A 23,731-nucleotide genomic window follows, 5' to 3' on the forward strand; every position below is an offset into this window, starting at 1 on the left:
GGGCGTCGCATCAGCCTGCCCCGTTCCACTGGAATGCGCCATCCGGTCCCAGAGGCGAGAACGGGTTCCATGCGATTTCCCAGATATGGCCTTCGGGGTCCGCAAAATACCCGTGATGCCCGCCCCAGAACACGTCGCTTGCCGGTTTCAGGACACGCGCCCCCGCCGCCTCCGCCCGCTGCAAAAGCGGGGCCACCTCGGATTTCTCTGCCACATTGTGACTGAGGGTCAGCGCGCCGCGGCCCAGATCATCCACCGCGACCCCGATTTCTTCGGCAAGTGCTGCAAGCGGGTAGAGGCCGAGTGTCTGGCCCAGCAGATCAAAGGCGATCACGCCATCGGGGCTGTCGACGCGGCGCCAGCCAAGTGCTTCGTAGAACGCGGCCTGTGCCGCCATGTCCCGGGTGCCAAGGGTGATCAGGGAAACCCGCTGCTCCATCAGTTGAGGCCCGCAATCCAGTCCAGCATCCCTGCCGCGGCGGCTTCGGATTGACCGGGTGACAGGACGTCGCCCGCGATGACGTGGGATTGCGGATCATCATCCGGCCCCATCACCGGGTTGACCACCGTGCTGGCCCCACCCCACGCTTGGGCAATCTCGGCGGTGCGCATTGGCTGCACGACCTCATCAGCCGTGGCGAACCAAAAAAGCGCGGGCAGCGTCTGCGCGCTGTGATCCATCGCGTTGACCGCATCAATGAGCGCAACCATCGGCATCACCGCCACGCTATCATATTCGGTGGTCCAATAGGTCGCGTGCCCTTCGTTGCGCGGCTCAAAACTGCGCCGTGCACCCGCGAGCGGCGGCAGCCAGTAGCGCGCTGCAGGCCAGCTGAGCAAGGGTGCAAGCGGATTGTTCAGACCGAAATTGGGCGACACGAATATCAGTCCCGCAGCCCCGTCCATCACATCGGCATTCTGCGCCATCGCGGCGACAAGCGTCCCGCCCGTCGATGTGGACATCACGATAACCTTGTCGCCCGCCGCGCGTGCGGCCTGCATCCCTTCGGCCAGATCGTTGACCCACCCCTGAACCGTGGCCTCCGACATGGCATCCGCGCCGCGCCCGTGCCCTTGCAGTCGGGTGTAGATCAGGTTTGCGCCAAGGCTTTTCGCAACCAGGTCCGGCACGGGGCGGATTTCCTCGGAACTGGCCGAAAACCCATGCACATAAAGCACCGACCAGTCCGTACGGTCCCCCGCCGCCCCGGCCCATTCCACACGCTTTTGCGTGCCCGGCACAATGTCATCGAATGCCCCTTCGACAGCGTCGAAATGCGCATCAAGATCCGCTCCGACCGGCGGCCCGGTGGGATCAAGCGGCGCAGGCTCATACGGGCCAAAGACCCACAGGCCCACACCGATCAGAAACAGAACCGCAAGTGCGCGTCCCAAAAACTTGCCAAATGCTCTCATTGCGCGGCCTCCATGACATCCGTGATCGCGTCCTCGATCATCCCAAGGCATGGACCGTCCGAAAACCGGTGATCCGCGTCCTTGACCAGCGTGAGCCGCATGTCGGGGCACTCGGCATGGTCCATCAAACGCAGGGCGGTTTCCGTGCTGACGGCCGTATCGGCCGTGCCTTGCAGGCAGCGCACCGGGAACGGCAACGCCAGTGGGCTGCGCAACACCAGTTGCGCGCGCCCGTCTTCGATCATCCGTTTCGTGATGATGTAAGGCTCCATGTAATCCGACGGCATCGCCACCTGCCCGTCCCGTTCCAGCGCTTCTTTCTGGTCGTCCGTGAACCCCGCCCAATAGCTGTCTTCGGTGAAATCAGGCGCGGCGGCAATGGTGACCAGACCCGCAACCCGGTCGGGGTGCCCGCGGGCAAACAGTAGCGATTGCCAGCCGCCCATCGAGCTGCCCACCACGATCAGCTTGCCGTCGGTCAGCGCATCAAGTGCGGCAGCGGTGTCTTCGGCCCAATCGCCAATGCACCCCTCCTCAAACGTACCGGAGCTTTGGCCGTGACCGGAATAGTCAAAGCGCAGGAACGCCTGACCGCGCGCGCGGCACCATGCCTCGAGATGGATCGCCTTGGTCCCTTCCATGTCGGATTTCAGCCCGCCAAGGAAAACGACGCACGGGCCCTGCCCGTCACTGCGGTGATAGGCAAGGCGGCGGCCCTGCGCGGTGTCAAGAAATGCTGGGCTGGTCATGTGGTGTTCTTCTCCCTTGGGACGATCATCGCGCCCGCCCGGCGCGCTGTCCATCCTGACGCGGGGTGATTTTATAAGTGACTATCTTGTCACGTGACTAAATAATCACATATAAGGCCTCATGGACCTGGTTTTCAAAGCCCTCGCCGACCCGGCACGCCGCACCCTTCTGGATGCGCTGCGCGACACCGATGGCCAGTCCCTGCAACAATTGCAGGGGCAGCTGGACATGACACGGTTCGGGGTGATGAAGCACCTTGGCGTGCTCGAAGAGGCCGGGTTGATCACCACCAAGAAGGTGGGGCGCTTCAAGCACCACTACCTCAACGCCGTGCCCTTGCAGCAGGCGATTGACCGCTGGATCGAGCCGTTGCTCGTCAAACCGGCGGCGCGGGCAGTTCTTGACCTCAAATCCCAACTCGAAGGAGAGACCCAGATGTCGAAGCCCGATTTCGTCATGGAAACCTATATCAAGACCAGCCAGGCCCGCCTGTGGGAGGTGCTGATGGATGAGAAGGCCATCGCGCATTACCATTTCATCTGCAGCCACGGCACACGCACTGGCGATGCCATCACGATGCATATGCCGGACGGATCGCCCATGCTGACCAACCGGTTGCTGTCTTCGGATCCCAAGAGCCGCATGGAATGGACGTTCGAGCCGCATTGGGACGGCGGGGCCAGCCCGACAAGCCGCGTTGTCTACCTCATGCAGCCGGAAAACGAATTTGTGCGTCTTACGGTCGAACATTACGACCTTGGCGGCCCCGCCACCCCGGGCGAAGGCGTGGCCGATGGCTGGGTCCGGTGGGCGTCGGGTCTGAAATCGTGGATCGAGACGGGCGAAGACGCCCATATCGGTGCCATGGACGGCGCGGAGGGGTAAGTGATGCCTGTGGAATTGACCCTTTTGGGTGTGCTGGCGGTGTTTGGCGCATCCCTTTGGATTCCGTATATCGTGGGCGTGAACACGGCGCCCGCGGGATCGATCCCGGCGGACGCGCCCGACGGGTTTCACCGCCCGCCTGATCCATCGTTCCAACGGCCATGGGTGCACCGGGCGTTTCGCGCGCACCTGAACCTGCTGGAGCAGTCCGTGCCGTTTGCAGTGCTGGTCCTGCTGGTGGACCGGGCGGATGGGTTCGGTGCACTGACCCTGTGGACGTCCGTGGCCTTCGTGTTGCTGCGGGTCGCACATGCGGTGGGTTACATCACCGGCGTTGCCGGGTTTCCGGCGCGCCCGCTGATCTTTACGGCTGGGTGGGTCTGTTGCCTTTTGATGGCATGGGCGTTCTTTGCCGCTTGAACAGGACGCGCGGGGTTGACCGCGCGTCCGCCCCCCGCCATGGTCGCGGCATGAACCCGATCAAAGCATACACTTTTTATTGGTTTAGCGCGCAATCCTCGCGAGCCATTGGTGTGTCCGGGTCCCAGCCCATCTAACCAAACCAAGGCCGCGCTCCGAGCGGCCTTTCCCTTGCCTCCCGGTGCGCGACCGCATCAGGAGACAAACCATGTTACCCAAAATCAGACCGATGGCACCGCGCGACGTGCCTGCCGTGCTGGATATGATCGCGGCCCTTGCTGCGTTTCACGAGGACATCGCCGAGATTGACGAAGCGACGTTGACCATGATGGCCTTTGGCCCGCTGCCCTGCCTCAAGGTGCTTGTCGCCGAGGGCGACGCGGGATTGGTCGGATACGCCGCGCTGATGCCCACGGCGCGGCTCCATTTCGGCAAGGTCGGTCTGGAAATGCACCACCTGTTCGTCAAACCGCGTGTGCGCGGCACGGGATTAGGGCGTGCGCTGATTGATGCAGCTCGCGCCGAAGCTGTGCGGCGGGGGTGCAACTACATCAGCGTGGGCACACACCCGGACAACCGGGCGGCCGGTGAGTTCTACGAAAAACGGGGGTTCGAGCGGCGCATGATGCACGCGCCGCGCTTTCGCCTCAGCGTGGATCAGCCGCTCACATAGGTGCCTTTGGCGGGGCGGTAAAACGTCTTTTGATTGTGGAGCCGCCCCAGAAGGTCATGGATATCCCGCGCCTTTTCCGAGGCCGCGCCGGATTTCAGATCCGCCTGTGCCTCGCGCAGCTTGTCGCTGCGCAGAGCGTTTTCGATCAGGTCGATATCTTCGACCGAGAGTTCGAATTGGGTATTGTATTTGGGCACGACGCGTTCCTCTTGGGATCAGAAGTTTCCGATAGTGAACAATCGAAGACATACCAAATCACGCAGAGACGTCCAGAGGCAAAAGTCGGAAATTTGCCCTCAAATGTCGTTTTTTCAGCATTCCATTGTATGCAATTTGCCCCCGCGCGGCATCGGGTCATATCGCTCGATATGACACCGCCGCGCCTGCTGATCCCCGTCCTGTCCGTGACCAATTTCCTCGTGGGGATGGGCGTGTTTGTGATCGTGGCGGTGCTGGAGCCTTTGGGCGCGGATCTTGGCACCAGCGAGGCGGCTGCGGGCACCTTGATGACCGTCTATGCGCTCGCCTATGCGGTTTTGTCGCCCCTGCTTGTGTCACTGACCGGTTCCGTCGGGCGGCGCCGTGTGATGGCCTTTGGCATCGTTCTGTTCACACTGGGCGCAGTGGTGTCAGCGCTGGCCCCGAATATGGCGGTCCTGAACCTTGCGCGGGTGATGGCGGCGGCGGGTGCAGGCATGTTCACACCGGTGGCAGCCGCCGTCGCGGCGGCCCTCTACCCCGAGGCGCAGCGGGCACGGGTGCTGGCGGCGGTGTTCTTTGGCTTTTCGCTCGCGCAGGTGATCGGCGTGCCCGCCGGATCATGGGTGGCCTATACCTTTGGATGGCGTTGGGCGTTCTGGATCGTGGCGGGATTGGGCGTGCCCTGTGCCGCGCTGATCTGGGTCTACGTGCCGCGCGGGCTGAGCTTTCAGCCTGTGTCGCTGCGGGACCTGTCGGGGATCCTGCGCAATGGGCGGCTGATGCTGGCGGTGTTGTTCACGGCGTCATTTCTGGCGGCGGTCAATGTGCTCTACACTTACATCGCCCCCCTTCTGAGCGAAACGATGGGCTATGGCCGCGATGGTGTGACGCTTGTGCTGACGATCTTTGGCGCGGGTGCTGTGGCCGGCAATATCTTGGGCGGCGTGCTGGCGGACCGCATCGGGTGGCGTCGCACGCTGAGCCTGCTTTGCGTGCTTCAGGCTACACTGATGCCGATGTTCTCGCTGCTGCCGCTGCCGGGGCCTGTCGTGATGGCACTGGCGCTCGCATGGGCGGTTGCGGGCTGGTCCTTCATGGCGGGACAACAGGTGCGGTTGATCGGATTGGCGGGACCGCAGGCCCCTGTGGTGCTCGCGCTGAATGCGGCGGCGATCTATGTGGGCATCGCAGGCGGTTCGGCGATCGGCGCATGGGCCATTGCGCAATTCGGGATTGTCAGCGTGGGGGCCGTGGCGGGATGCGTGGCGGTGCTGGCACTGTTGCACATTAATCTGTCGGCCATACGCCCGCCTGCGCCCAAGCCCGCTTGACGTCGCAGCCCTGCCCTGTCAGGACGCGCCAAACACCAACCCGCAACCGGGCGTTCCGTGGGCGCCAAACTGACGAGGATGCCGATATGGCCCAAATTTCTCTCACCTTTCCCGATGGCAATGCACGCGACTTTGACGCAGGCGTCACCCCTGCCGACGTGGCAGCCAGCATTTCCAAAAGCCTGTCCAAGAAGGCGATCAGCGCGACCGTGAACGGTCAGCACTGGGACCTCGCCTGGCCCATCGACGCGGATGCCAGCATCGCGCTGCACACCATGGCCGACGAGGTGCAGGCCAACGAGCTGGTGCGCCACGACCTTGCGCACATCATGGCCCGCGCGGTGCAGGAAATCTGGCCCGACACCAAGGTTACCATCGGCCCGGTGATCGACAATGGCTGGTATTACGACTTTGACCGGGCAGAGCCATTTACCCCCGAAGACCTTGGCGTGATCGAGAAGAAGATGCGCGAGATCATCAACAAGCGGGACCCCGTGCGCACCGAAGTGTGGGACCGGGACGTGGCGATCCAGTATTACAAGGACCGCGGCGAGCCCTATAAGGTCGAGCTGATCGAGAGCATTCCCGGCGATGAGCCGCTGCGCATGTACTGGCACGGCGATTGGCAGGACCTCTGCCGCGGTCCGCATTTGCAGCACACCGGGCAAGTGCCGGGCGACGCGTTCAAGCTGATGTCCATTGCCGGGGCCTATTGGCGCGGGGATTCGTCCCGCGCGATGCTGCAACGCATCTACGGCGTGGCCTTCACCGGCAAGGAAAAGCTGCGCGCGCATCTCAACATGCTGGAGGAGGCCGCCAAGCGCGACCACCGCAAGCTCGGCCGCGAAATGGACCTCTTCCACATGCAGGAAGAGGCCCCGGGCCAGATCTTCTGGCACCCCAACGGCTGGACCATTTATACCGAGTTGCAGGACTACATGCGCCGCAAGCAGCGCGCCGGGGATTATGTCGAAGTGAACACCCCGCAACTGGTGAACCGCAAACTGTGGGAAGACAGCGGGCACTGGGACAAGTATCAGGAAAACATGTTCATCGTCGAAGTGGACGAGGATCACGCCCGCGAAAAGGCCGTGAACGCCCTGAAGCCGATGAACTGCCCCTGCCACGTGCAGATCTTCAACCAGGGCCTCAAATCGTACCGCGACCTACCTCTGCGTATGGCCGAATTCGGGTCCTGCGCGCGGTACGAACCGTCGGGTGCGCTGCACGGGATCATGCGGGTGCGCGGGTTCACTCAGGATGATGGCCACATCTTCTGCCGCGAGGATCAGATCGAAGAAGAAACCGCCGTCTATATCGATTACCTGACCTCCGTTTACAAAGACCTCGGGTTCGACAGCTTCCGGGTGAAGTTCTCGGATCGGCCCGAGCAACGCTCGGGTTCGGACGATATCTGGGACAAGGCCGAAGCGGCGTTGTTGTCCGCGACCCGTGCGGCGGGGATCGAACCCGAGATGAACCCCGGCGAGGGCGCGTTTTACGGGCCCAAGCTGGAATTCGTACTGACCGACGCGATTGGGCGCGATTGGCAATGCGGCACCCATCAGGTGGATTTCGTCCTGCCCGAGCGGCTCGACGCCACCTATATCGGCGCGGACGGGGCCAAGCATCGGCCCGTGATGCTGCACCGCGCCTGCCTTGGCTCGTTCGAGCGGTTCATCGGTATCCTGATCGAAGAACACGCGGGCAAACTGCCGTTCTGGATCGCACCGCGTCAGGTGGTTGTCGCCTCCATCACCTCGGAGGCCGATGACTACGTGGCCGAGGTGGTCTCCGCGCTGAAAGCTGCCGGGGTGCGTGCCGAAGCGGACATGCGCAACGAAAAGATCAACTACAAGGTCCGCGAACATTCGGTCGGCAAGGTGCCCGTAATCCTCGCCGTTGGCGGTCGCGAGGTCGAGGAGCGCACCGTGTCCGTCCGCCGCCTCGGAGAAAAGCAAACCAGCGTCCAACCGCTGTCGGACGTGGTTGCCGCGCTTGGCATCGAGGCAACGCCCCCCGACCTGCGGTGAGCCGCGCCGACCGCGAACGGATTGCACGCGAACGCGCTCTGGCGCTGATCGAGATTGCATATGATGGTCTTGGGCGCACGCTCAGGATCGTCGTGGACGGCACGCGCGAGAGCGATGAGACCGAACCGCCGAACACCGGAGACGCGGCCATAGACCGCGCGATTGGCCCCGCGCGGGCCATATCGGTCCTGCCCGGTTGCCGCAGGTATACCGTACGTTTCGCCGATGTCGTGGCGGTGCAGATCCGTGATGAAAGCTATGCCACGCCCGAGCCGGGTGACACTTCCACATCGCCGCTACGGCGATAAGCTGCCTCGCGATTTCTGACGCACATCCGTGCAAGCACTTTTGCCGAAGACGTCCTGGAAAAACCTTTGACCCATTGGGCGGTCGCAACGCTGGATGATATTATCGACATTGCCGCGCAGGATCACCACACACCGCAGGTGTCGTCGCGCGTGCTCACCGCGGGCGACATCTGGGCCGACGAAACCTGAGCCGTTTGCAACAATTTGCGCAAAGGACTGCAACAAATGCGGCCCTGTGCACGAAAATCACACGCTTTGTCTGACATCGTATAACGTGCCCGTGAGGCGTCGGCTCAAGGGTGGTGTTTCTGGACGAAGTTACATTATCTCAGCGTCACGACTGACCTGTAACTGATATCGCAAAGGGACGATTGAAGATGTCGAAGACAATGAAGACCGTTGCAATCGTGGGGGCCGTTGCTGCCGCGGTAACCGCTCACTCCGCCACAAGCGCCGAAGCCGCGTCCAAAGAGAAATGCTTTGGCATTTCGCTGGCCGGTGAAAACGACTGCGCCGCGGGCCCGGGCACGACATGTGCCGGCACATCCACCGTGGATTATCAGGGCAACGCATGGACGCTGGTCGATGCAGGCACCTGCACCGAAATCGAGCTGCCCGACCTGGCAGACGGCACACCCCGTGAAGGGTCGCTGACTGAACTGGAGCGTGACCTGCCAGCATAAGAGGCGGCCATGCTGTTGCGCCGGGCCATCCCTCGGGCCCGGCGTGATCCAACCAACCGGAGACTGATGACATGCTGGATGCAACGCGCACACCGCCCGACCTCCCAGCCGCCCCCGGTGTTGGATACAAAGCCCAACATTTCAATGATTTGCGTGAGAACCCCGGCCCCGTAAAATGGCTGGAGATCCATGCCGAGAACTATATGGGCGACGGCGGTCGGCCCCACGCGCAACTGCGCGCCTTGCGGCCTGATTTCGCGATCTCCGTCCATGGTGTTGGCCTGTCGATCGGCGGCGAAGGCCCGCTTGATCCCGACCATCTGTCACGGTTGAAACACCTTGTGGACTGGCTGGAACCGGCCAGCTTTTCCGAGCACCTCGCGTGGTCCACCCACGGGGCGGAGTTCCTCGACGATCTGCTGCCCCTGCCCTACACGACCGCGACCCTGACCCGTGTTGCCGATCACATCGACCACGTGCAGTCGACGCTTGGGCGGCAAATGCTGCTTGAGAACCCGTCAAGCTATCTGGCCTTCGCCGAAAGCACCTGGTCAGAAACCGATTTTCTGACGGAACTGACGCGCCGCACGGGCTGCGGTCTGCTGCTCGACGTCAACAACGTATTCATTTCCGCGACCAACCTCGGCTACACCGCCCAAGGATATCTGGACGCCTATCCGCTTGATGCGGTTGGGGAAATCCATGTCGGCGGACATGATGAGGATGAAGACGACCACGGCGCGCCCCTGCTGATCGACAGTCATGGACGTGAAGCCGCAGAACCTGTTTGGGACCTGCTGGATCATGCGTTGCGTGGCACTGGACCCGCGCCGGTGTTGGTCGAGTGGGACAATGACGTGCCCGCGTGGCCGGAACTGCGCGCCGAGGCGGCGCGTGCGGCATCCCATCTTGGCGCTGTTCAAACGGCCTGATCGATGTCTACGCCGCACACAACCTTTCGCCAGGCGCTGCTGGATCCGGATGCCGCTGTGCCGGACGGCCTGACGGACGGTGCGGGTGCGCCTACGGTCAAACGGTTTGACGTCTATCGCAACAACGTCACCGTCGCGCTGATCGACGCGCTGCGCACCGCGTTTCCGGTGATCCGCAAACTGCTTGGTAATGCGAATTTCGATCAGCTTGCCCCGCTCTACGTCCGGGCACATCCGCCGCGCTCTCCCTTGATGATGCATTACGGGCAGGACATGCCCAGCTTTCTCGCCGGGTTCGCCCCCTTGCAGCACCTTCGTTACCTGCCGGATGTGGCGCGGCTTGAACTGGCATTGCGCCAATCCTACCACGCCGCCGATGCACAACCGCTGGACGCGCAGACGCTTGCGGATTGCCCGCCCGAAACGCTGATGGCCTCACGCCTGCATCTCGCCCCCGCCGTGCAGCTCATCCCCTCGGATTGGCCGCTCTTTGACATCTGGCGCTACAACACGGTCGCAGACGCTCCAAAACCGCGGGCCATTGCGCAGCCGGTTCTGGTCACGCGCGCGGAATTCGACCCCGTCCCGCATGCGCTGAGCCTTGCGCAACATGCCTGGCTGCGCAGCTCTGCGGACGGTGCGACGTTGTCCGACGCACAGGACAGCGCCCTTGCCATCGATCCGGAATTCGATCTTGCCCCGCTGCTCGGACTGCTCTTGCAGACCGGGGCGTTGACCACACTCACCACCCCAAAGGACTGATCCCATGACCGCCATTGCCCGTATCCGTACCGCCCTGTTCGATCCAATGGATCAAAGCGATTGGGTGCTGCCGACCCTTGCCCGCGTCACATTCTTGGCGGTGTTCTTCTTTTACTTCCTGAATTCCGCCGGCACCAAGATCGAAGGCAGCCTGTTTTCGCCCTCTGCCGGTGCCTTTGGCCAAATCTTCCCCAAGGCCGCCGAAGCCGTGCTTTGGGACGTGACCCAGCTGACCGGGTTTCAACGGCTGGTCATCTTTCTCGGAACTCTTGCCGAGTATGTGCTGCCGGTCTTGATCGTGATCGGCCTTTTCACCCGGCTTGCCGCGCTCGCCATGATCGGCTTTGTCATCGTGCAGACGGCGGTTGATGTCACCGGCCACGGCGTTGCCCTGGGCACATGGTTCAACAATGTGCCCGAACTGATCGACCAACGCTCGCTCTGGGTGTTCCTGCTGGCGGTACTTGTGATCAAGGGCGCGGGGCCGCTTTCGGTGGACCGGTTCCTTGCGACCCGCCAGGCTTAAACGCCCAACGCATCCTGCACGGACTTGGTCCAGCCAAGGTGCATCGCGGCGCCGTCCACGATCAACGGCCGCTTCATCAAGGTCGGATGATCGGCCAAAAGAGCCTCCGGCGCCGCACCCCGTTCAATCTCGCTCAGACCACGCCACGTGGTCGAGCGGGTGTTGACCAGCGCATCGCCGAACGCCGCCCGCGCGGCCTGCATCACATCGTCCGGCACGCCTTCGGCCCGCACGTCCACAAACCGCGCCTGCGGCAACGCTTTGATCGCCTTGCGGCACGTATCGCACGTCTTCAAACCGTAGATTTCCATCGCACCCCTCCCTGTTTGCGCGCAAATAATCACCCAATGACGCGGAATAACAGGCCTGTGTCTTGATTTTTGCCCTGTGCGCGCAATCTCTGGTGAAGCGGGGTGCGCTGGTTTGAGGCCACGTCACGTCGTGAAATGACCGCGATTGGTGCGGGGAAGACTGAAAGGCTAAAGGAGGCACGGGTCATGCCAACTGGCACCGTGAAGTGGTTCAACACCACCAAAGGTTACGGGTTTATCGCGCCGGATGACGGCGGGAAGGACATTTTTGTGCATATTTCTGCAGTGGAACGGTCAGGTTTGACAGGCCTGGCGGACGACCAGAAGGTCGGCTTCGAACTGCTCGAAGGACGGGATGGCCGGCAAATGGCGGGCGATCTCAAGCTTCTGTAAAACGGTGAGGCGGCGCACATGCGCCGCGCTCAACCTTGTCGGATCAATCGAACGTGCACCCTTTGGTGCCAACGGGGCAATCCGCGCGCGCCGCACGCACAACCCGGCGCACATGGCGCTTTTTCGAGACGGGATGCGACATCACCTGTTGGTAGGTGTGCTGCTGGTTGGGCACGCCGCAGCAAATCGTGCCGTCCATCGTCACAGGCTGCAGGCCCGCAGGGCAGTAATTGGCGTGGCTTTTATAGGCGTAGATCTTGGGACCGTGGCCATCGGCCATGGCGACCCCGGTGCCCGTGATGGTCAAAACGGCCGTCAGCGCCGCAGCTTTTGCAAATCGCATATCTTCCCTCGTTACGTGGATCAGCCACGATATCTATGAATTGTGCGCACATCGTGCCGGGGGTTGGGGCGCAAGTCCAGAAATTTCGTTAACCATGACCCGCGCGCGCACCGTTAACGATATTCTGGCGGTTTTGTGTTTAGGCTGGAAACAGTTTTCGCCTTATTCTGGTGTCCCATGACTGAGCTATTTCGCCTTTTGTCCCTGTTTTACGCCTGCGATGTCGCGGCGGAGACGCGGTTTCCGTCGCCGGATGAATGGGCCCGCTGCATGGGGCACTACCACGCGGTCAAAGAGCACTTTGCCGAAGACCTCAACGGCCCCGCCGCCCAGATCGAAGGGTATCGGCGCTGGAAAGCGTGGGAGGATGCAAACCCGGCACTGGTGGCAGAGTTGCGGGGGCGATTTCGGTGAGGCTGCGGTTGCTTTCCAAACAACAGTGATAAAATCGCCTAACCAAGCTCGGCACCCGTTCGAAGTGGTGCAGAGCCGTGACAGCGCCGGGCCGAGGGGGTGAGCATCGGTCCGCGAAGCGGCAAATCGTCCGGGGGACGGTTTGAGATGCGAACGGGCGGAGCCCCGGGGTGCGTTTCAACCGATGCAGAGCCGTGACAGCGCCGGGCCGCGGGGTGGCGCACTGACGGCTATGCGGCACGGTTTATGGGTGTCATTTGCTTATGAGGGTCGGGCGGTGCGCTGATGGGGATGTAGCGCCGACCCCGGGGGGGGGGACCGGCGCTGGCACGGCGGCCTGCGGTCTTGGTTCCGTGCCCGCGAAGGTAAATCGACGGTTCTAAACGATAACTTACTCAGGCTTTACCTTGAACAAGTTCAAGTGCATCTCGATAGACAAACGGCACCCAGTAGGTAATTTCACCTTGATTGTCTCGTCGTTCAAAAAAGCCTGAGCTTACTAATCTCTCAGCAATCTCAAGAGTATCCGGCTGTTCCCTTGACCAAATACTTCTGAGTGTTGAGAGCGTTTGCTCCGCCTTCTGCCCCTTCAGAGCCTCTGAGTAGTCCCGAAGCGTAGGGTTTTCAGCAACGAACGTTTGCTCATAGCGAACTTTGCTTACAGATCTTAAGGCAGCCTTAAAGACCGTCCTATCAAACAACTGTTCACCATCTGGCTCATCTTCTCCCCTTTCAAGTCGTGCTACCTGTAACTGGCGAATAGTTTCAAGTAAGTGGATAAGCTCGCGAGGTGCAGACTTTCCTGTACTGTCTTGAATTCTGTTCACCATCCACCGGAACGTTGCTGGGTTATTTCCAGTCTCTACCTGATCCGGAAATATTCTTTCAGTAATACTGCGTTGAACATCGAAGTCTTCGGCCACTTGTTCGAAGTCTAGATTAAGATATTTACCCATGGCATTATTGTTCATCAAACGAAGCGCAAAGAGATTAAGCAAACTGTCGTGGTCCCAATCAATACTAACGGTTTTCGTGATATGGCTAGCTTCCGCAAAACCACCCTCTGTTATTCTGCGCCAGATGTCATCACGAACAAAAATTTTCAGAGATATGAAGTCATAACCTTTAAAATCGTTGTACATCCTGAAGATCGCTCTGAGAGCATTTCGCTCTAGCTCCACATTATCATTGAACGCGACGTCCAACCGATCGAACAGAATCCAAATGACAGTATTTGAAGCGCGCAGAGCTTCGTTGGCCTTCGCAATCAAATCGTCTAACGGCAGCTCGACTGCGCCTGCCTCCGGCGTTGATCGAGTGAAGTTTGATTTCCGAGTGTAAATTGCATGCCCGGAGGATGGGTCGAGAGCAACCGTGTGTTCAACACTTTCTACGTCGGGGAAAATGTAGGCCCAGATCTGCTTGCGCGCGGCTTTAAAATATTGAGAAAGCGTACCTTTTTGGGGCAGAAGTTCAGCTTGTTCCAGCGCCTTGATTAACGCCTTGCCTTCATCATTCTCCAGCCCAAAATCTCGTATCGTGCTTGCCGTGAGTAAAAGGAAATAAAGCTTCCACAGATCAACAAATACTCGCTCCGACGGCGGGGGATCAGCAACAAGGTCCGAAAAAACTGTGTTTCCTCGTACATTTTCAGCACTTCTAACAAGAATTCCACGATCAAAAAGTTCGTTTTGTCTACGGTCAACCAACGCATAGATTGCGCTTTTTCCAGCACCTTTGGAACCATACACAACGTCCGCTTCGCCATTATACACCCGGTTCCATTGATCCGTTGCGACAAAGTACTTTTCAAGGTCGTTTAATTCGTCCTCGGCTATTCGTTCGCCGAACCGTATTGACTTAAGAACACTAAGTTTATCGTGCACTAACAACCCCCATAAACTCCCGCCACTCCCCCTTGGACATGCCGGAATTCTCCTGCGTCACCTCCTCACCTTTCAACATCCGCTGAATACACGCAATGGCTGTACCCGACAAAGTGGCGCCGCCCATCCGGTAATCCTCGAACGCGCGGTACGCTGCGGGCACCCAGTCGCGCACCATCTCGCAGATCGCGTCGGCGTAGACGCGGATTTCGTATTGCGCATGGGCATCCGCGCGCAGGCGCAGGAAGTGGAAAAGGTTGTGCAGGTCCACTTTCCAGTACCACTGCGTATAGATGTTCGCGGGCAGGTTCATGCGGGCCAGTTCGCGGGCGAGGCCCTGTTGGCCGTCCTGTGAGATCATCTCTTCGTAATGGTCATAGGACCGCATCGCGTCGTCGCGCAGATAGCGCAGGACGCGTTCGGCCTCCTCCCCGCTAAGCGCCTCACCCCGGCCCTGATTGTTGACCACCGATTGCGCGGCCAGCGCGTCCGGTTCGGGGATGTAGAACTCACGGTCCAAGATCGAATACCGCGCCGAATACTCGTTCACATTGGCGGTGCGGTGGCGGATCCACTGGCGGGCGACGAACACAGGGAGTTTGACGTGCAGCTTGATCTCGCACATCTCGAACGGGGTCGAGTGCCAGTGGCGCATGAGATAGCGGATCAGCCCTTCGTCGTTTTGCACCGACTTGGTGCCGCGGCCATAGGAGACGCGCGCCGCCTGACAGATCGCGGCGTCGTCCCCCATATAGTCGATGACCCGGACAAAGCCGTGGTCGAGCACGTCATGCGCTTTGTAGAGATGCGCCTCCATCCCCGGCACGGTGGCGCGCAGGGTGGGCGTCGTCTGGGCGCGCAGGGCATCCACTTCGGCTTGCTGGTCGGGGGAAAGCGGCATGGCGCACCTCGTTTATCCACAGAATCTGTCAGGCCCTCACTGTATCGTGTGGTTGGACGTATGAGAACCGCTAGATAGGGGGTGTTTTTTGGCAACGCCCGCGGATGGGACGTTCACGTTTACGTTGACTTTCGCCTGTAAGTGACTGACTCTGCGGTCAAAGAGGCAGCACATAGAACCGCAAAAGGTTTGACAGGTATGAAACGTACAGCAGCAGTATGCATGCTCGCGCTTGGCGTGACGGCATGTGGTGACGGCAATCCGTTCTCCACGACGACCACCGATACAGGCACGACAACCGACACAGGGGCCGCCACCGGCATCCCGGCGTCGATCACCAGTGACCTTGGATCGTTCACGTTCAATCCCTCGAACCAGACGCTGACCGTGTCGGGCGTGTTCCTTGATGCGGACGGCGCCGAAGGTGTGTTCGTGCGCAAACCGGCGCTGGATGTGCCCGGCTATATCGCGTTTACCAGCCAGGATGATCCGCTGGACCAGCACGTCACCGCCTTTGTGCAGGAGATCGATGGCACGCGCGCAGGTGTTGTGCTGACCGGTGGTCAGTTCGGCACGTTCAACGGCGGCGCGGCCTATGCGCGGGAGGGCGATTTTGACCCGCCCGTCACGAATGGCGACAGCGGCCTTGTGACATATGCAGGCAGCTATGTCGGTCTGACAAACCTCGACAATGACGGCGGTGACCTGCTGCCGGTGACACCGGGGACAAGCCCGACCCTCCTGCCGGAACAGTCGGCAACGGTCACGGGCACCATCTTCCTGAACGTGGATTTCAACGACAACACGCTCAAGGGATCGATCATCGACCGGGTGCTGGACGCCAATGACAATGACCTCGCCCCGCCCGCGACGACACTGGCGGTGGGTGACATTGATCTCGACCCCGCAACGATTTCATCCGACGGCAGCTTTACCGGCAACGTGCAGCTGACAAACGACCCGAACAATCAGGATATCGGCGACTACGGCGGCATCTTTGGTGGCGACAACGCGCAGGTGGTGGCGGGCGCGATCTTCATGGAAGATCATCTGGTGACCAACACGAACGCCGAACAGGAATACGGGATCTTTGTGCTGGGCCAATGTGGCAGCGCGGTCGAAACCGGCGGCGCGTTGTGCAACGGTCTGGGCAACTAGACCGGTCACGCTGCGCGATGAGGCAGCCCAGGGACAAACGGATCAGGACGCAGGCCCGCAGGGGCCTGTGTTTTGCGTTTGTGGCCCTGTGTCTGGCCCTGCCCCATGCCCCCACAGCCGAAACGGAAATCACGCTGGATCAGGCGCGGGCGCTCGCCTATCAGGCGCTGGCCCACAAGGACACGGCGCTGGCCGCGCATCTGGCAAAGGGTCTGTTGCAGGCCGATGCGGAGGATGTGGAGGCGCACCTGATCCTCGGGCAGGCGCAATTCCTCGCCGGGGACCATGATGCGGCGCGCAAAACCTCCGCCAAGGCCTACCGACTGGGTGACACGCCCAAGCAAAAGGTGAACGCAGCCGAACTGGCTGCACGCGCGGCTCTGCATGCAGAGCGGCCCACCCTCACGCAGCTGTGGCTGCGCCGGGCGGCCACGCATCTGGACGTTGGTGTGGCACGCGACCGGATCGCGTCTGATTATGCCCGCGTGCGGGCCATGAACCCGTTTTCCTTCCGCATTGGTGGCGGCATCCGCCCCTCGGACAACGTCAACAACGGCGCAGACAGCGCCCTGCAGGTGATTGACGGCGTGCCGCTTGTGGGCGCGCTGTCGGGCAGTGCGCAAGCGCTCAGCGGGACAATCGGCACACTGGACATCGATCTGGCTTACCGACTGAACCGCACCGCGACGTCGCAAACCACGCTCGGCAGCCGCTTTTACACCCGGCGGGTCTGGCTGTCCTCCGAAGCCAAGGCACAGGCACCGGATGTCGAAAACGATGATTTCGCGAGCACATATCTCGATGTCTCGCTCACACATGCCTTTGCCCTCGGGGCCGAAGGCAACACCGCCTCGGTCGGTCTGCGCCTTGGGCGGGCCTGGTCCGGGGGCGATGAGGATTACGATTTCGCCGCCGCAAGCGCGTCGCGTTCCGTGCGGCTCGGGGATCTGACGCGGCTGAGCTTTGGCCTTGCGATCGAGGAGCGTGACGTGGCGCGCGGCGATGTGTTCGATCAGACACGCTATCAGTTCAATACGGGCATCACGCGCAAGCTGGGCAATGGTGACCGCATCGGGCTCAGCTATGCCATCACCGAAACGGACGCCGACCACATCAACATTCGCAGCACCGCGCAATCGCTGCGCGCGACCTACAGCTTTGACAAGCCGCTTGGCCCGGCCAAGGTATCGACGTCGCTGACATATGGGATCACCGAGCTGGATGATTTCCAGATCGGGTTCATTCAGGTGCCGGGCGGACGGCAGGACACGTCGCTTTATGGGGACGTCACCTTTTTCTTCGAAGATTACGACTATGCCGGGTTCGCCCCGTCTGTCCGCATCCGAACCGGCAAGCGGGACAGCAATGTCAGCCGCTATGACAGCAACGAATTGTCGATCAATTTCGAAATCCGGTCCACGTTTTAGACTGCGCGCGCGGATTTGATCAGCGCGGGTGGCTTGTCGGCTCGACAGGCCACACAGCCGTGCTACGCTCATCCTCATCCGGAACCACAAGTGAAAGAGCGCAGACTATGCCCCTCACCTATTTGCACACGATGGTGCGCGTCAAAGACCTCGACGCGTCGATCGCGTTTTTCAAACTGCTCGGGATGGAAGAAACCCGCCGCATGGACAGTGAGGGGGGCCGGTTCACGCTGGTGTTCATGGCACCGCCGGAGCAGCCCGAATGCCCGGTCGAGCTGACCTATAACTGGGACGGGGACGACGGCTTGCCGTCCGACAGCCGCCACTTTGGCCACCTCGCCTACCGCGTCGACAATATTTACGAGATGTGCCAGCACCTGATGGACAATGGCGTGACCATCAACCGTCCGCCGCGCGACGGGCACATGGCCTTTGTCCGGTCGCCCGACAACGTGTCCATTGAACTGCTGCAGGCGGGTGACAACCTGCCCCCGGCGGAACCGTGGTCCAGCATGGAAAACACGGGCCATTGGTAAGGGCACTCGCCCTTCTGGCGGCGTTGAGTTGGGCGGGGCCTGCGGCGGCATGCCGTCTGGCCCTGCTTCTGGCGCTGGATGTGTCGTCGTCCGTGGACGCGCGCGAGGACGCTTTGCAGCGTGGCGGTCTGGTGGCCGCGTTGACCGCGCCAGAGGTCATCTCGGCCTTTCTGTCCAATGACGATCCTGTGGCTCTGGCCGTATTTGAATGGTCTGGCCGCTACAATCAGGAAATTGTGCTGGACTGGATCATGATCGAAGGCCCCGGTGATCTGATCACCGCGGCAGAAACCGTGGCGGCCAGTGTCCGATCGCACAATGAATTTCCCACCGCCATGGGCTATGCGCTTGGGTTTGCGTCGGAAATGTTTGCCCGCGCCCCGCGCTGTCTGGCGCAGACCATCGACATGGCGGGCGACGGCCAAAACAATGAAGGCTTTGGCCCCAAGATCGCCTACCGCGAATTTCCCCTGCGCGATGTGACCGTCAACGGATTGGTGGTGAACGCCGCCGAATTCACCTCGGAAAGCCAGTTGATCCGCTATTTCGAGCGGCAAGTGCTCAAGGGGCCGACCGCGTTTCTCGAAGTGGCGCAGGGGTTCGAAGATTACGAACGCGCCATGCGGCGCAAGCTCGAACGTGAGGTGCTGCCGGCCTTGATCGGCGATCTGACACCGGAGGCGTTGGGCCGGTGAAGGCGCTGCTGGCAGCCGCCCTCGCGCTGTCGGCGGGCGCGACAGAGGCGGGCTGCCGTCAAGCGCTGGCCCTGGGGCTCGATGTGTCGGGGTCGGTGGATGCGCGCGAATACCGCTTGCAGATGGACGGGCTTGCCGCCGCCTTTGGCGCGTCGTCCGTGCGCGATGCGCTGATGCAGATGCCGGGCACGCCGGTGCACATCATGGTCTATGAATGGAGTGGGCCGGAAGATCCGGCGGTGATCCTGCCGTGGACGGAAATCACCGGCCCTGCGGTCCTTGATGCCGTCATCGGTGCCCTGCGCGCGACAGAGCGGCGGCAGGCAACGCCCGGCACGGCCCTTGGCCTGGCGATGCGCGAAGGCGTGCGCCATCTGAACCAGCGGCAGGAGTGCTGGAAGCGCACGCTGGACATCTCCGGCGATGGCAAATCCAACCTCGGACCGCGCCCGGGCGACATCAAGCGTGAGATCATCGGCACGGACATCACGGTCAACGCGCTGGTCATCGGGGCCGACAGCCCCTCTATCGGGGATTTGCGACAGGCGGAGTTGTCCGGTCTCAGCCGCTATTACCAGTCAAACGTGATCGTGGGGGCCGACAGTTTCGTGGAAACCGCGCTCGGGTTCGAGGATTACGCCGCCGCCATGACGCGCAAGCTGGCGCGCGAGCTGGAAACCGTGATCATCGGGCAGGTGTCAGAGTAGCGGCAGCACCAGCGCCGTCGCAATCAGAGCGATCAACCCGCCTGCAACCACCTCGACAAGTGCAACGGCGCGCAAGGCCCCTGCCCCTTGCCAGTTGTCGAGGATGCTTTGACGCGCGCTCACGGCGGCGATGGCCACGAGGATCGTGACGCTGGCCGTGCCCAGCCCCATGACAAAGGCGCCCGCAACGCCCGCCCACGGGATGCCCAGACCGAAACACAGGATCAAGAGGAACACGGCCCCGGTACAAGGCCGGATCGCAATCGACGCGACAATCGCGGCGGCATCCCGCCATGATGTGATGTTTTCAACCTGCGCCGGGGTCGGTGCATGGGCATGCCCGCATGTGTCGCACACACCATCCGCCCCATGCGCGTGATGGTGGTGATGATCGTGGCTATGATCGTGGGCATGTTCGGACCCTTTCGCCGCGATGCCGCGCCACAGACGCCGCACACCGCGCAGGGCCAGCCACACCCCCACCAGTGCAATCGCGATATAGCTTGCAGGCGCCAGAACCGCCTCGGCGGTGTCCGTCATCTCGGCCCGGCCCCAGCCAAGCACCCACGCGCCTACCGTCACAAGGACCACCGCGGCCAGGGCCTGCGCCAGCGATGACACCAGCGCCAGCCCCGACAGGCGTCGCGCCGTCACCCGTGCCGCCGCACCGTAGCCGCCAATCACCAGCTTGCCGTGCCCCGGCCCCGCCGCGTGAAAAAAGCCATACGCGGCGCACAACCCCATCAGGGTCACCCACGCCCCCGGCTCACCGCTGCGCACGGCCCGAAGCCCGCCCGCCAATGCGCGCTGCGCCTGTTCCTGCCCGGCATTGGCCCAGATCGAGACATGCGCCATGCCGCCAAAGCCAAAGAGCCACACCAAAAGCGCAGCCGTCGCCGCAAGAACGCCAACCCTCAAAGACTGCATGAAATGCGCACCGTGTCGGCGAAAGCCTCTCCAACCTCGGGATAGGAGTCCTCGGCCTCTGACGCGGGTGTTGCATAAAGCAGCTCCTCCACCAGCGAGTAGGCCGCATCAAGGTCCGCAGGCGTCACGTCGGCGGCACAGGGGCCTTGAACCTCAACCGCGCCTACAAGCGAATAGGCGGTGTAGAACGTGGGGTCATAGGCCCGGACCACAACGCCATCCGCTGTCCCGCTGGCCGCGCGGAAATGGGTCGATGTGATCAATCCACGTTCCACCGAAACACCCCGCCCCTGCGGCGGCCCAAGCGTCACGGGCGATCCGTCGCGCATGGCATGGGTGTCGCCCTGATATCCTTCGATCCAATTCATGTCGAACCCGTCAAGGCGTCGCAATTCGTCCGGGCGCAGCCGCCCATCGCCATCGTTGTCGAGCCCAAGATCGGACATCAGCAGCAGCGAATAAAAATCATCATAGGTCCAGCTGATCTCAACCCCTTCGAGGTTGCCCGCATCGTCCACCACGATCCGCAGGGACGTATCGACAAAGATATGCGGATGTGCCGAAACAACACCGGGCCACATGGCGATCACAAGGGGGATAAGACTGCGCATGTGCCTGATGTAGCGAGCCTGACCGCCCGTCTCAAGGTCAAGCCGCTCACATGCGCGCCACTTGGCACAACTTGGCGCTGGCGTTGCGCGCCGGGCGGCGTAGTATGGGGCGGGTGCACATGCAGCTTGGGCTCGCGCGAGGCCCGTTCGACGGGTGATCCATCACCGCTTGATTCCCTCCCGCAGCCTGCCACAGTGCAACCCGTGGTTGGTTCTCCTCTTTTCCCTTGCTCAAGCCCCGAAAGGACCGGGATATGCCTGAACGCACCAAACAAGGCACGACGATCGCGGGCGTTCTGGCCGCCGCAACGCTGGCTGGCACGGTCTCTGCGACGCCCATCGACCTGATCCGGCCCGATGCGCCCGCGCTGGCGCCGTTCGGACCTTACGCCATTGGCGTGCGTACCGAAGAAATCACGCTGCCCGACAGCATTGATGTCCTTGGCATCGAAGGCAGCGATGTGCCGCGCTATGACCGCCCGCTCACACTTGAAATCTGGTATCCCGCCGCCATCGGCACCGTGTCCGGCGGCACCTATACCGCCACATTGCGCGACGGGGTGCAGACCGCCACGCTCACCGGGCGGGCCGCGCGTGACGCCACACCGGCGGCAGACGGGCAATTCCCCCTTGTCATCCTCAGCCACGGCTATCCCGGAAACCGCTACCTGATGAGCCATCTGGGCGAAAACCTCGCCTCCAAGGGCTATGTCACCGTGGCCATCGACCATACCGACAGCACCTATGCCGATCAGGCAGCGTTTGGCGCGACCCTGCTGCACCGGCCCACCGATCAGGCGCGGGTGCTCGACCATATGGCCGGATTGACCGGGCCGCTCGGCGATATCGTCGATGCCGACACAACGGGTGTGATCGGGTACTCGATGGGCGGCTACGGGGCGCTGATCTTTGGCGGTGCAGGTGTCACGCAGGCCGCCACCGAATTCAGCTGGGGCACCCCGAACCGCCTGCTGACCGCCCACCAGGCCGGGTCTGAGACGCACGAAGCGCTTATGGATAACCGCGTCAAGGCAGTGATTGCCATCGGCCCCTGGGGCAACAATGCAGGGTTTTGGGACATGGACGGGCTTGCCGGTCTGCGCGTCCCGACAATGCTGATGGCAGGCGGGGCGGATGACGTGTCCGTCTATGACGCGATCCGCGGCATCTTTGACAGCGCGATTGAGACCGACCGCCATCTGCTCACCTTTGCCTTTGCCAACCATAACGCCGCCGCCCCCATCCCCGCCCCGATGGAAAGCTGGGCACCGGTGGACGCGCTCGATTTCGCGCCCTTCGACCATTATGCGGATGCGGTCTGGGACAGCACGCGGATGAACAACATCGCACAGCATTTTGCGACCGCATTTCTCGACCTGCATCTCAAGGACCGCGCGGACAGCGCCGCCTATCTCGACCTCGTGCCCCGATCCGAAGACGGGATCGTCGCCCTCGATGATGCTGGCAACCCGACCGACGACCACAGCTACTGGCACGGCTTCGCCCCACGCACGGCGGCCGGTTTGCGGTTCGAGACAAAGCGCCAGGGCGAATGACACAAGGGCGGGTTGCCACCGAAACACTCGGCGGACACCGCTTTACCGTCCGGCGGTGGGGCGATCCGGACCTGCCGAAGCTGCTGATGCTGCACGGGTTTCCCGAGTATGGCGGCGCGTGGGAGGCAGTGGCAACTCGGCTGTGCCACCGGTTCCACTGCATCGCGCCCGATCAACGCGGCTATGGCGCGAGCCACACGCCCGAAGATGTCGGCAGCTATGCGCTCTCGCGCCTCGTGGCCGACGCCGCCGCCCTGACCCAAGACGGTCCCGTGACCGTTCTGGGCCACGATTGGGGCGCGTCGGTTGCCTATGGGCTGGCCATGGCACATCCCGAACGGGTCAGCCGCCTGATCGTTGTCAACGGTGTGCACCCCGTCCCCTTTCAACGCGCCATGAGCGCAGGTGGCGCGCAATCACGCGCCTCGCAATACATCAACACACTGCGCGCGCCCGGCTCCGAGGACCGGTTGGCCGCGGATGATTTCGCCGGGCTGATGCGCCTCTTTTCGGCGCGTATGGACCTTAGCTGGCTGACCGGTGACGCACGCGCCGCGCAAATGGCGATCTGGCGGCAATCGGGCCTGCGCGGCATGATCAACTGGTATCGCGCCTCCCCGCTTGTCGTGGCCGACCCCGGCACGCCCCGGCCCATGCCCGACCTGCCCCTCGACCGGCTGCACATCCGCTGCCCGCACCTGCTGATCTGGGGCATGAACGACACCGCCCTCCTGCCCGCCGCCACCGACGGGCTCGAAACCTTTGCACCCCACCTCACCCGCGTTGACATCCCCGGCGCGGACCACTGGGTCTGTCACCAGAAACCGGACAAGGTCGCCACTGCGATCCTCGACTGGGCGCTGTCCTGACCTGATCCCCGTCTCTGTTCCGAAAAATCCCGGGGGAGCGCCGCAGGCGCGGGGGCAGAGCCCCCAAAACGTTGCTT

General features: G+C 62.1%; 30 protein-coding genes. 20 read left to right on the forward strand and 10 right to left on the reverse strand.

Going from position 1 to position 23,731, the window contains the following annotated elements; all coding sequences use genetic code 11:
• Positions 1 to 10: 10 nt before the first annotated feature.
• Genes ACERHN_RS02335 through ACERHN_RS02345 form a run of 3 tightly spaced genes read right to left on the reverse strand, consistent with a single transcriptional unit; the run spans position 11 to position 2,165 of the window.
• Positions 11 to 439 carry a VOC family protein gene (locus ACERHN_RS02335; RefSeq protein ID WP_415921035.1) on the reverse strand — a complete coding sequence of 143 codons (429 nt, stop codon included), beginning with the start codon at positions 437 to 439 and terminating at the stop codon, positions 11 to 13.
• On the reverse strand, positions 439 to 1,416 hold the full coding sequence (locus tag ACERHN_RS02340) for an alpha/beta hydrolase (protein ID WP_415921036.1): 978 nt from the start codon (positions 1,414 to 1,416) through the stop codon (positions 439 to 441). The genes ACERHN_RS02335 and ACERHN_RS02340 overlap by 1 nt, the downstream gene beginning before the upstream one ends.
• Positions 1,413 to 2,165 (reverse strand): alpha/beta fold hydrolase, encoded by a 753-nt coding sequence (locus ACERHN_RS02345; protein WP_415921037.1) that lies wholly within the window; start codon positions 2,163 to 2,165, stop codon positions 1,413 to 1,415. Before ACERHN_RS02345 ends, ACERHN_RS02340 begins: the two co-directional genes overlap by 4 nt.
• Before the next feature lie 121 nt (positions 2,166 to 2,286).
• Here ACERHN_RS02345 and ACERHN_RS02350 point away from each other — a divergent pair, with 121 nt between their 5' ends.
• From ACERHN_RS02350 to ACERHN_RS02360, 3 genes are all read left to right on the forward strand, one after another.
• Positions 2,287 to 3,051: an ArsR/SmtB family transcription factor gene (locus ACERHN_RS02350; protein WP_415921038.1), complete on the forward strand. Its 765-nt coding sequence runs from the start codon at positions 2,287 to 2,289 to the stop codon at positions 3,049 to 3,051.
• A gap of 3 nt (positions 3,052 to 3,054) precedes the next feature.
• Positions 3,055 to 3,471, forward strand: a complete 417-nt coding sequence (locus ACERHN_RS02355) for an MAPEG family protein (RefSeq protein WP_415921039.1) — start codon at positions 3,055 to 3,057, stop codon at positions 3,469 to 3,471.
• A 208-nt stretch (positions 3,472 to 3,679) separates the two neighbouring features.
• Positions 3,680 to 4,144: a GNAT family N-acetyltransferase gene (locus tag ACERHN_RS02360; protein ID WP_415921040.1), complete on the forward strand. Its 465-nt coding sequence runs from the start codon at positions 3,680 to 3,682 to the stop codon at positions 4,142 to 4,144.
• Here the strand turns inward: ACERHN_RS02360 and ACERHN_RS02365 are convergent.
• Positions 4,129 to 4,341 (reverse strand): hypothetical protein, encoded by a 213-nt coding sequence (locus tag ACERHN_RS02365; RefSeq protein ID WP_415921041.1) that lies wholly within the window; start codon positions 4,339 to 4,341, stop codon positions 4,129 to 4,131. The two genes, ACERHN_RS02360 and ACERHN_RS02365, sit on opposite strands and share 16 nt — an antisense overlap.
• Positions 4,342 to 4,512: 171 nt before the next feature.
• Between ACERHN_RS02365 and ACERHN_RS02370 the strand changes: the two genes are divergently transcribed.
• From ACERHN_RS02370 to ACERHN_RS02405, 8 genes are all read left to right on the forward strand, one after another.
• Entirely contained in the window at positions 4,513 to 5,676 is a 1,164-nt protein-coding gene (locus ACERHN_RS02370) for an MFS transporter (RefSeq protein ID WP_415921042.1), read from the forward strand.
• A gap of 86 nt (positions 5,677 to 5,762) precedes the next feature.
• Positions 5,763 to 7,709 (forward strand): threonine--tRNA ligase, encoded by a 1,947-nt coding sequence (gene thrS, locus ACERHN_RS02375; protein WP_415921043.1) that lies wholly within the window; start codon positions 5,763 to 5,765, stop codon positions 7,707 to 7,709.
• Positions 7,706 to 8,017, forward strand: coding sequence for a hypothetical protein (locus ACERHN_RS02380; RefSeq protein WP_415921044.1), 312 nt, complete (start codon positions 7,706 to 7,708; stop codon positions 8,015 to 8,017). The genes thrS and ACERHN_RS02380 overlap by 4 nt, the downstream gene beginning before the upstream one ends.
• Positions 8,018 to 8,083: 66 nt before the next feature.
• Positions 8,084 to 8,206 carry a hypothetical protein gene (locus tag ACERHN_RS02385; protein WP_415921045.1) on the forward strand — a complete coding sequence of 41 codons (123 nt, stop codon included), beginning with the start codon at positions 8,084 to 8,086 and terminating at the stop codon, positions 8,204 to 8,206.
• Positions 8,207 to 8,394: 188 nt separating this feature from the next.
• Positions 8,395 to 8,700 carry a DUF2282 domain-containing protein gene (locus ACERHN_RS02390; protein ID WP_415921046.1) on the forward strand — a complete coding sequence of 102 codons (306 nt, stop codon included), beginning with the start codon at positions 8,395 to 8,397 and terminating at the stop codon, positions 8,698 to 8,700.
• A 71-nt stretch (positions 8,701 to 8,771) separates the two neighbouring features.
• Positions 8,772 to 9,632, forward strand: a complete 861-nt coding sequence (locus ACERHN_RS02395) for a DUF692 domain-containing protein (RefSeq protein ID WP_415921047.1) — start codon at positions 8,772 to 8,774, stop codon at positions 9,630 to 9,632.
• A gap of 3 nt (positions 9,633 to 9,635) precedes the next feature.
• Positions 9,636 to 10,394 (forward strand): putative DNA-binding domain-containing protein, encoded by a 759-nt coding sequence (locus ACERHN_RS02400; protein ID WP_415921048.1) that lies wholly within the window; start codon positions 9,636 to 9,638, stop codon positions 10,392 to 10,394.
• Between the two features lie 4 nt (positions 10,395 to 10,398).
• Positions 10,399 to 10,920: a DoxX family protein gene (locus ACERHN_RS02405; RefSeq protein ID WP_415921049.1), complete on the forward strand. Its 522-nt coding sequence runs from the start codon at positions 10,399 to 10,401 to the stop codon at positions 10,918 to 10,920.
• On the opposite strand, the gene ACERHN_RS02410 is transcribed toward ACERHN_RS02405, so the two are convergent.
• A complete protein-coding gene (locus tag ACERHN_RS02410) occupies positions 10,917 to 11,231 on the reverse strand; it encodes an arsenate reductase family protein (RefSeq protein ID WP_415921050.1) in 315 nt (104 codons plus the stop codon). The two genes, ACERHN_RS02405 and ACERHN_RS02410, sit on opposite strands and share 4 nt — an antisense overlap.
• Positions 11,232 to 11,417: 186 nt before the next feature.
• Here ACERHN_RS02410 and ACERHN_RS02415 point away from each other — a divergent pair, with 186 nt between their 5' ends.
• Positions 11,418 to 11,624, forward strand: coding sequence for a cold-shock protein (locus ACERHN_RS02415; protein ID WP_415921051.1), 207 nt, complete (start codon positions 11,418 to 11,420; stop codon positions 11,622 to 11,624).
• A gap of 43 nt (positions 11,625 to 11,667) precedes the next feature.
• Here the strand turns inward: ACERHN_RS02415 and ACERHN_RS02420 are convergent, their stop codons facing one another.
• On the reverse strand, positions 11,668 to 11,967 hold the full coding sequence (locus tag ACERHN_RS02420) for a hypothetical protein (RefSeq protein WP_415921052.1): 300 nt from the start codon (positions 11,965 to 11,967) through the stop codon (positions 11,668 to 11,670).
• Between the two features lie 177 nt (positions 11,968 to 12,144).
• Here ACERHN_RS02420 and ACERHN_RS02425 point away from each other — a divergent pair, with 177 nt between their 5' ends.
• The gene (locus tag ACERHN_RS02425; RefSeq protein WP_415921053.1) at positions 12,145 to 12,381 is read left to right on the forward strand and encodes a hypothetical protein; all 237 of its coding nucleotides are present in this window, start codon (positions 12,145 to 12,147) and stop codon (positions 12,379 to 12,381) included.
• A 395-nt stretch (positions 12,382 to 12,776) separates the two neighbouring features.
• Here ACERHN_RS02425 and ACERHN_RS02430 read toward each other — a convergent pair whose 3' ends face one another.
• Positions 12,777 to 14,267, reverse strand: a complete 1,491-nt coding sequence (locus ACERHN_RS02430) for a P-loop ATPase, Sll1717 family (protein ID WP_415921054.1) — start codon at positions 14,265 to 14,267, stop codon at positions 12,777 to 12,779.
• A complete protein-coding gene (thyX, locus tag ACERHN_RS02435) occupies positions 14,257 to 15,168 on the reverse strand; it encodes an FAD-dependent thymidylate synthase (protein WP_415921055.1) in 912 nt (303 codons plus the stop codon). Before thyX ends, ACERHN_RS02430 begins: the two co-directional genes overlap by 11 nt.
• A gap of 198 nt (positions 15,169 to 15,366) precedes the next feature.
• Between thyX and ACERHN_RS02440 the strand changes: the two genes are divergently transcribed.
• The 5 genes from ACERHN_RS02440 to ACERHN_RS02460 all read left to right on the forward strand — a co-directional run bounded on the left by ACERHN_RS02440 (position 15,367) and on the right by ACERHN_RS02460 (position 19,691).
• Positions 15,367 to 16,326 carry a thymidylate synthase gene (locus ACERHN_RS02440; protein WP_415921056.1) on the forward strand — a complete coding sequence of 320 codons (960 nt, stop codon included), beginning with the start codon at positions 15,367 to 15,369 and terminating at the stop codon, positions 16,324 to 16,326.
• A 17-nt stretch (positions 16,327 to 16,343) separates the two neighbouring features.
• Positions 16,344 to 17,753: a hypothetical protein gene (locus tag ACERHN_RS02445; RefSeq protein ID WP_415921057.1), complete on the forward strand. Its 1,410-nt coding sequence runs from the start codon at positions 16,344 to 16,346 to the stop codon at positions 17,751 to 17,753.
• A 107-nt stretch (positions 17,754 to 17,860) separates the two neighbouring features.
• On the forward strand, positions 17,861 to 18,289 hold the full coding sequence (locus ACERHN_RS02450; protein WP_415921058.1) for a VOC family protein: 429 nt from the start codon (positions 17,861 to 17,863) through the stop codon (positions 18,287 to 18,289).
• Entirely contained in the window at positions 18,283 to 18,984 is a 702-nt protein-coding gene (locus tag ACERHN_RS02455) for a DUF1194 domain-containing protein (protein WP_415921059.1), read from the forward strand. Before ACERHN_RS02450 ends, ACERHN_RS02455 begins: the two co-directional genes overlap by 7 nt.
• Positions 18,981 to 19,691, forward strand: a complete 711-nt coding sequence (locus ACERHN_RS02460) for a DUF1194 domain-containing protein (RefSeq protein WP_415921060.1) — start codon at positions 18,981 to 18,983, stop codon at positions 19,689 to 19,691. The genes ACERHN_RS02455 and ACERHN_RS02460 overlap by 4 nt, the downstream gene beginning before the upstream one ends.
• Here ACERHN_RS02460 and ACERHN_RS02465 read toward each other — a convergent pair.
• On the reverse strand, positions 19,683 to 20,618 hold the full coding sequence (locus ACERHN_RS02465; RefSeq protein WP_415921061.1) for a nickel/cobalt transporter: 936 nt from the start codon (positions 20,616 to 20,618) through the stop codon (positions 19,683 to 19,685). The two genes, ACERHN_RS02460 and ACERHN_RS02465, sit on opposite strands and share 9 nt — an antisense overlap.
• Complete coding sequence (locus ACERHN_RS02470) at positions 20,606 to 21,229, reverse strand: DUF1007 family protein (protein WP_415921062.1); 624 nt, start codon at positions 21,227 to 21,229, stop codon at positions 20,606 to 20,608. Before ACERHN_RS02470 ends, ACERHN_RS02465 begins: the two co-directional genes overlap by 13 nt.
• A 254-nt stretch (positions 21,230 to 21,483) precedes the next feature.
• On the opposite strand from ACERHN_RS02470, the gene ACERHN_RS02475 reads away from it, so the two are divergent.
• Positions 21,484 to 22,785 (forward strand): alpha/beta hydrolase family protein, encoded by a 1,302-nt coding sequence (locus tag ACERHN_RS02475; RefSeq protein WP_415921063.1) that lies wholly within the window; start codon positions 21,484 to 21,486, stop codon positions 22,783 to 22,785.
• Positions 22,782 to 23,654, forward strand: a complete 873-nt coding sequence (locus tag ACERHN_RS02480) for an alpha/beta fold hydrolase (protein ID WP_415921064.1) — start codon at positions 22,782 to 22,784, stop codon at positions 23,652 to 23,654. Before ACERHN_RS02475 ends, ACERHN_RS02480 begins: the two co-directional genes overlap by 4 nt.
• Positions 23,655 to 23,731: the final 77 nt, after the last annotated feature.

The sequence above is a fragment of the Tateyamaria rhodophyticola genome, from assembly GCF_047777875.1.
Taxonomy (GTDB): domain Bacteria; phylum Pseudomonadota; class Alphaproteobacteria; order Rhodobacterales; family Rhodobacteraceae; genus Tateyamaria.

Coding starts and splice junctions, on each gene's coding strand:
- ACERHN_RS02475 (WP_415921063.1), top strand. CDS start 21,484: ATGCCTGAACGCACCAAACAAGGCACGACGATCGCGGGCGTTCTGGCC.
- ACERHN_RS02350 (WP_415921038.1), top strand. CDS start 2,287: ATGGACCTGGTTTTCAAAGCCCTCGCCGACCCGGCACGCCGCACCCTT.
- ACERHN_RS02445 (WP_415921057.1), top strand. CDS start 16,344: ATGAGGCAGCCCAGGGACAAACGGATCAGGACGCAGGCCCGCAGGGGC.
- ACERHN_RS02405 (WP_415921049.1), top strand. CDS start 10,399: ATGACCGCCATTGCCCGTATCCGTACCGCCCTGTTCGATCCAATGGAT.
- ACERHN_RS02450 (WP_415921058.1), top strand. CDS start 17,861: ATGCCCCTCACCTATTTGCACACGATGGTGCGCGTCAAAGACCTCGAC.
- ACERHN_RS02410 (WP_415921050.1), bottom strand. CDS start 11,231: ATGGAAATCTACGGTTTGAAGACGTGCGATACGTGCCGCAAGGCGATC.
- ACERHN_RS02470 (WP_415921062.1), bottom strand. CDS start 21,229: ATGCGCAGTCTTATCCCCCTTGTGATCGCCATGTGGCCCGGTGTTGTT.
- ACERHN_RS02370 (WP_415921042.1), top strand. CDS start 4,513: ATGACACCGCCGCGCCTGCTGATCCCCGTCCTGTCCGTGACCAATTTC.
- thrS (WP_415921043.1), top strand. CDS start 5,763: ATGGCCCAAATTTCTCTCACCTTTCCCGATGGCAATGCACGCGACTTT.
- ACERHN_RS02345 (WP_415921037.1), bottom strand. CDS start 2,165: ATGACCAGCCCAGCATTTCTTGACACCGCGCAGGGCCGCCGCCTTGCC.
- ACERHN_RS02400 (WP_415921048.1), top strand. CDS start 9,636: ATGTCTACGCCGCACACAACCTTTCGCCAGGCGCTGCTGGATCCGGAT.
- ACERHN_RS02355 (WP_415921039.1), top strand. CDS start 3,055: ATGCCTGTGGAATTGACCCTTTTGGGTGTGCTGGCGGTGTTTGGCGCA.
- ACERHN_RS02335 (WP_415921035.1), bottom strand. CDS start 439: ATGGAGCAGCGGGTTTCCCTGATCACCCTTGGCACCCGGGACATGGCG.
- ACERHN_RS02420 (WP_415921052.1), bottom strand. CDS start 11,967: ATGCGATTTGCAAAAGCTGCGGCGCTGACGGCCGTTTTGACCATCACG.
- ACERHN_RS02395 (WP_415921047.1), top strand. CDS start 8,772: ATGCTGGATGCAACGCGCACACCGCCCGACCTCCCAGCCGCCCCCGGT.
- ACERHN_RS02480 (WP_415921064.1), top strand. CDS start 22,782: ATGACACAAGGGCGGGTTGCCACCGAAACACTCGGCGGACACCGCTTT.
- ACERHN_RS02465 (WP_415921061.1), bottom strand. CDS start 20,618: ATGCAGTCTTTGAGGGTTGGCGTTCTTGCGGCGACGGCTGCGCTTTTG.
- ACERHN_RS02440 (WP_415921056.1), top strand. CDS start 15,367: ATGAAACGTACAGCAGCAGTATGCATGCTCGCGCTTGGCGTGACGGCA.
- ACERHN_RS02415 (WP_415921051.1), top strand. CDS start 11,418: ATGCCAACTGGCACCGTGAAGTGGTTCAACACCACCAAAGGTTACGGG.
- thyX (WP_415921055.1), bottom strand. CDS start 15,168: ATGCCGCTTTCCCCCGACCAGCAAGCCGAAGTGGATGCCCTGCGCGCC.
- ACERHN_RS02390 (WP_415921046.1), top strand. CDS start 8,395: ATGTCGAAGACAATGAAGACCGTTGCAATCGTGGGGGCCGTTGCTGCC.
- ACERHN_RS02340 (WP_415921036.1), bottom strand. CDS start 1,416: ATGAGAGCATTTGGCAAGTTTTTGGGACGCGCACTTGCGGTTCTGTTT.
- ACERHN_RS02425 (WP_415921053.1), top strand. CDS start 12,145: ATGACTGAGCTATTTCGCCTTTTGTCCCTGTTTTACGCCTGCGATGTC.
- ACERHN_RS02360 (WP_415921040.1), top strand. CDS start 3,680: ATGTTACCCAAAATCAGACCGATGGCACCGCGCGACGTGCCTGCCGTG.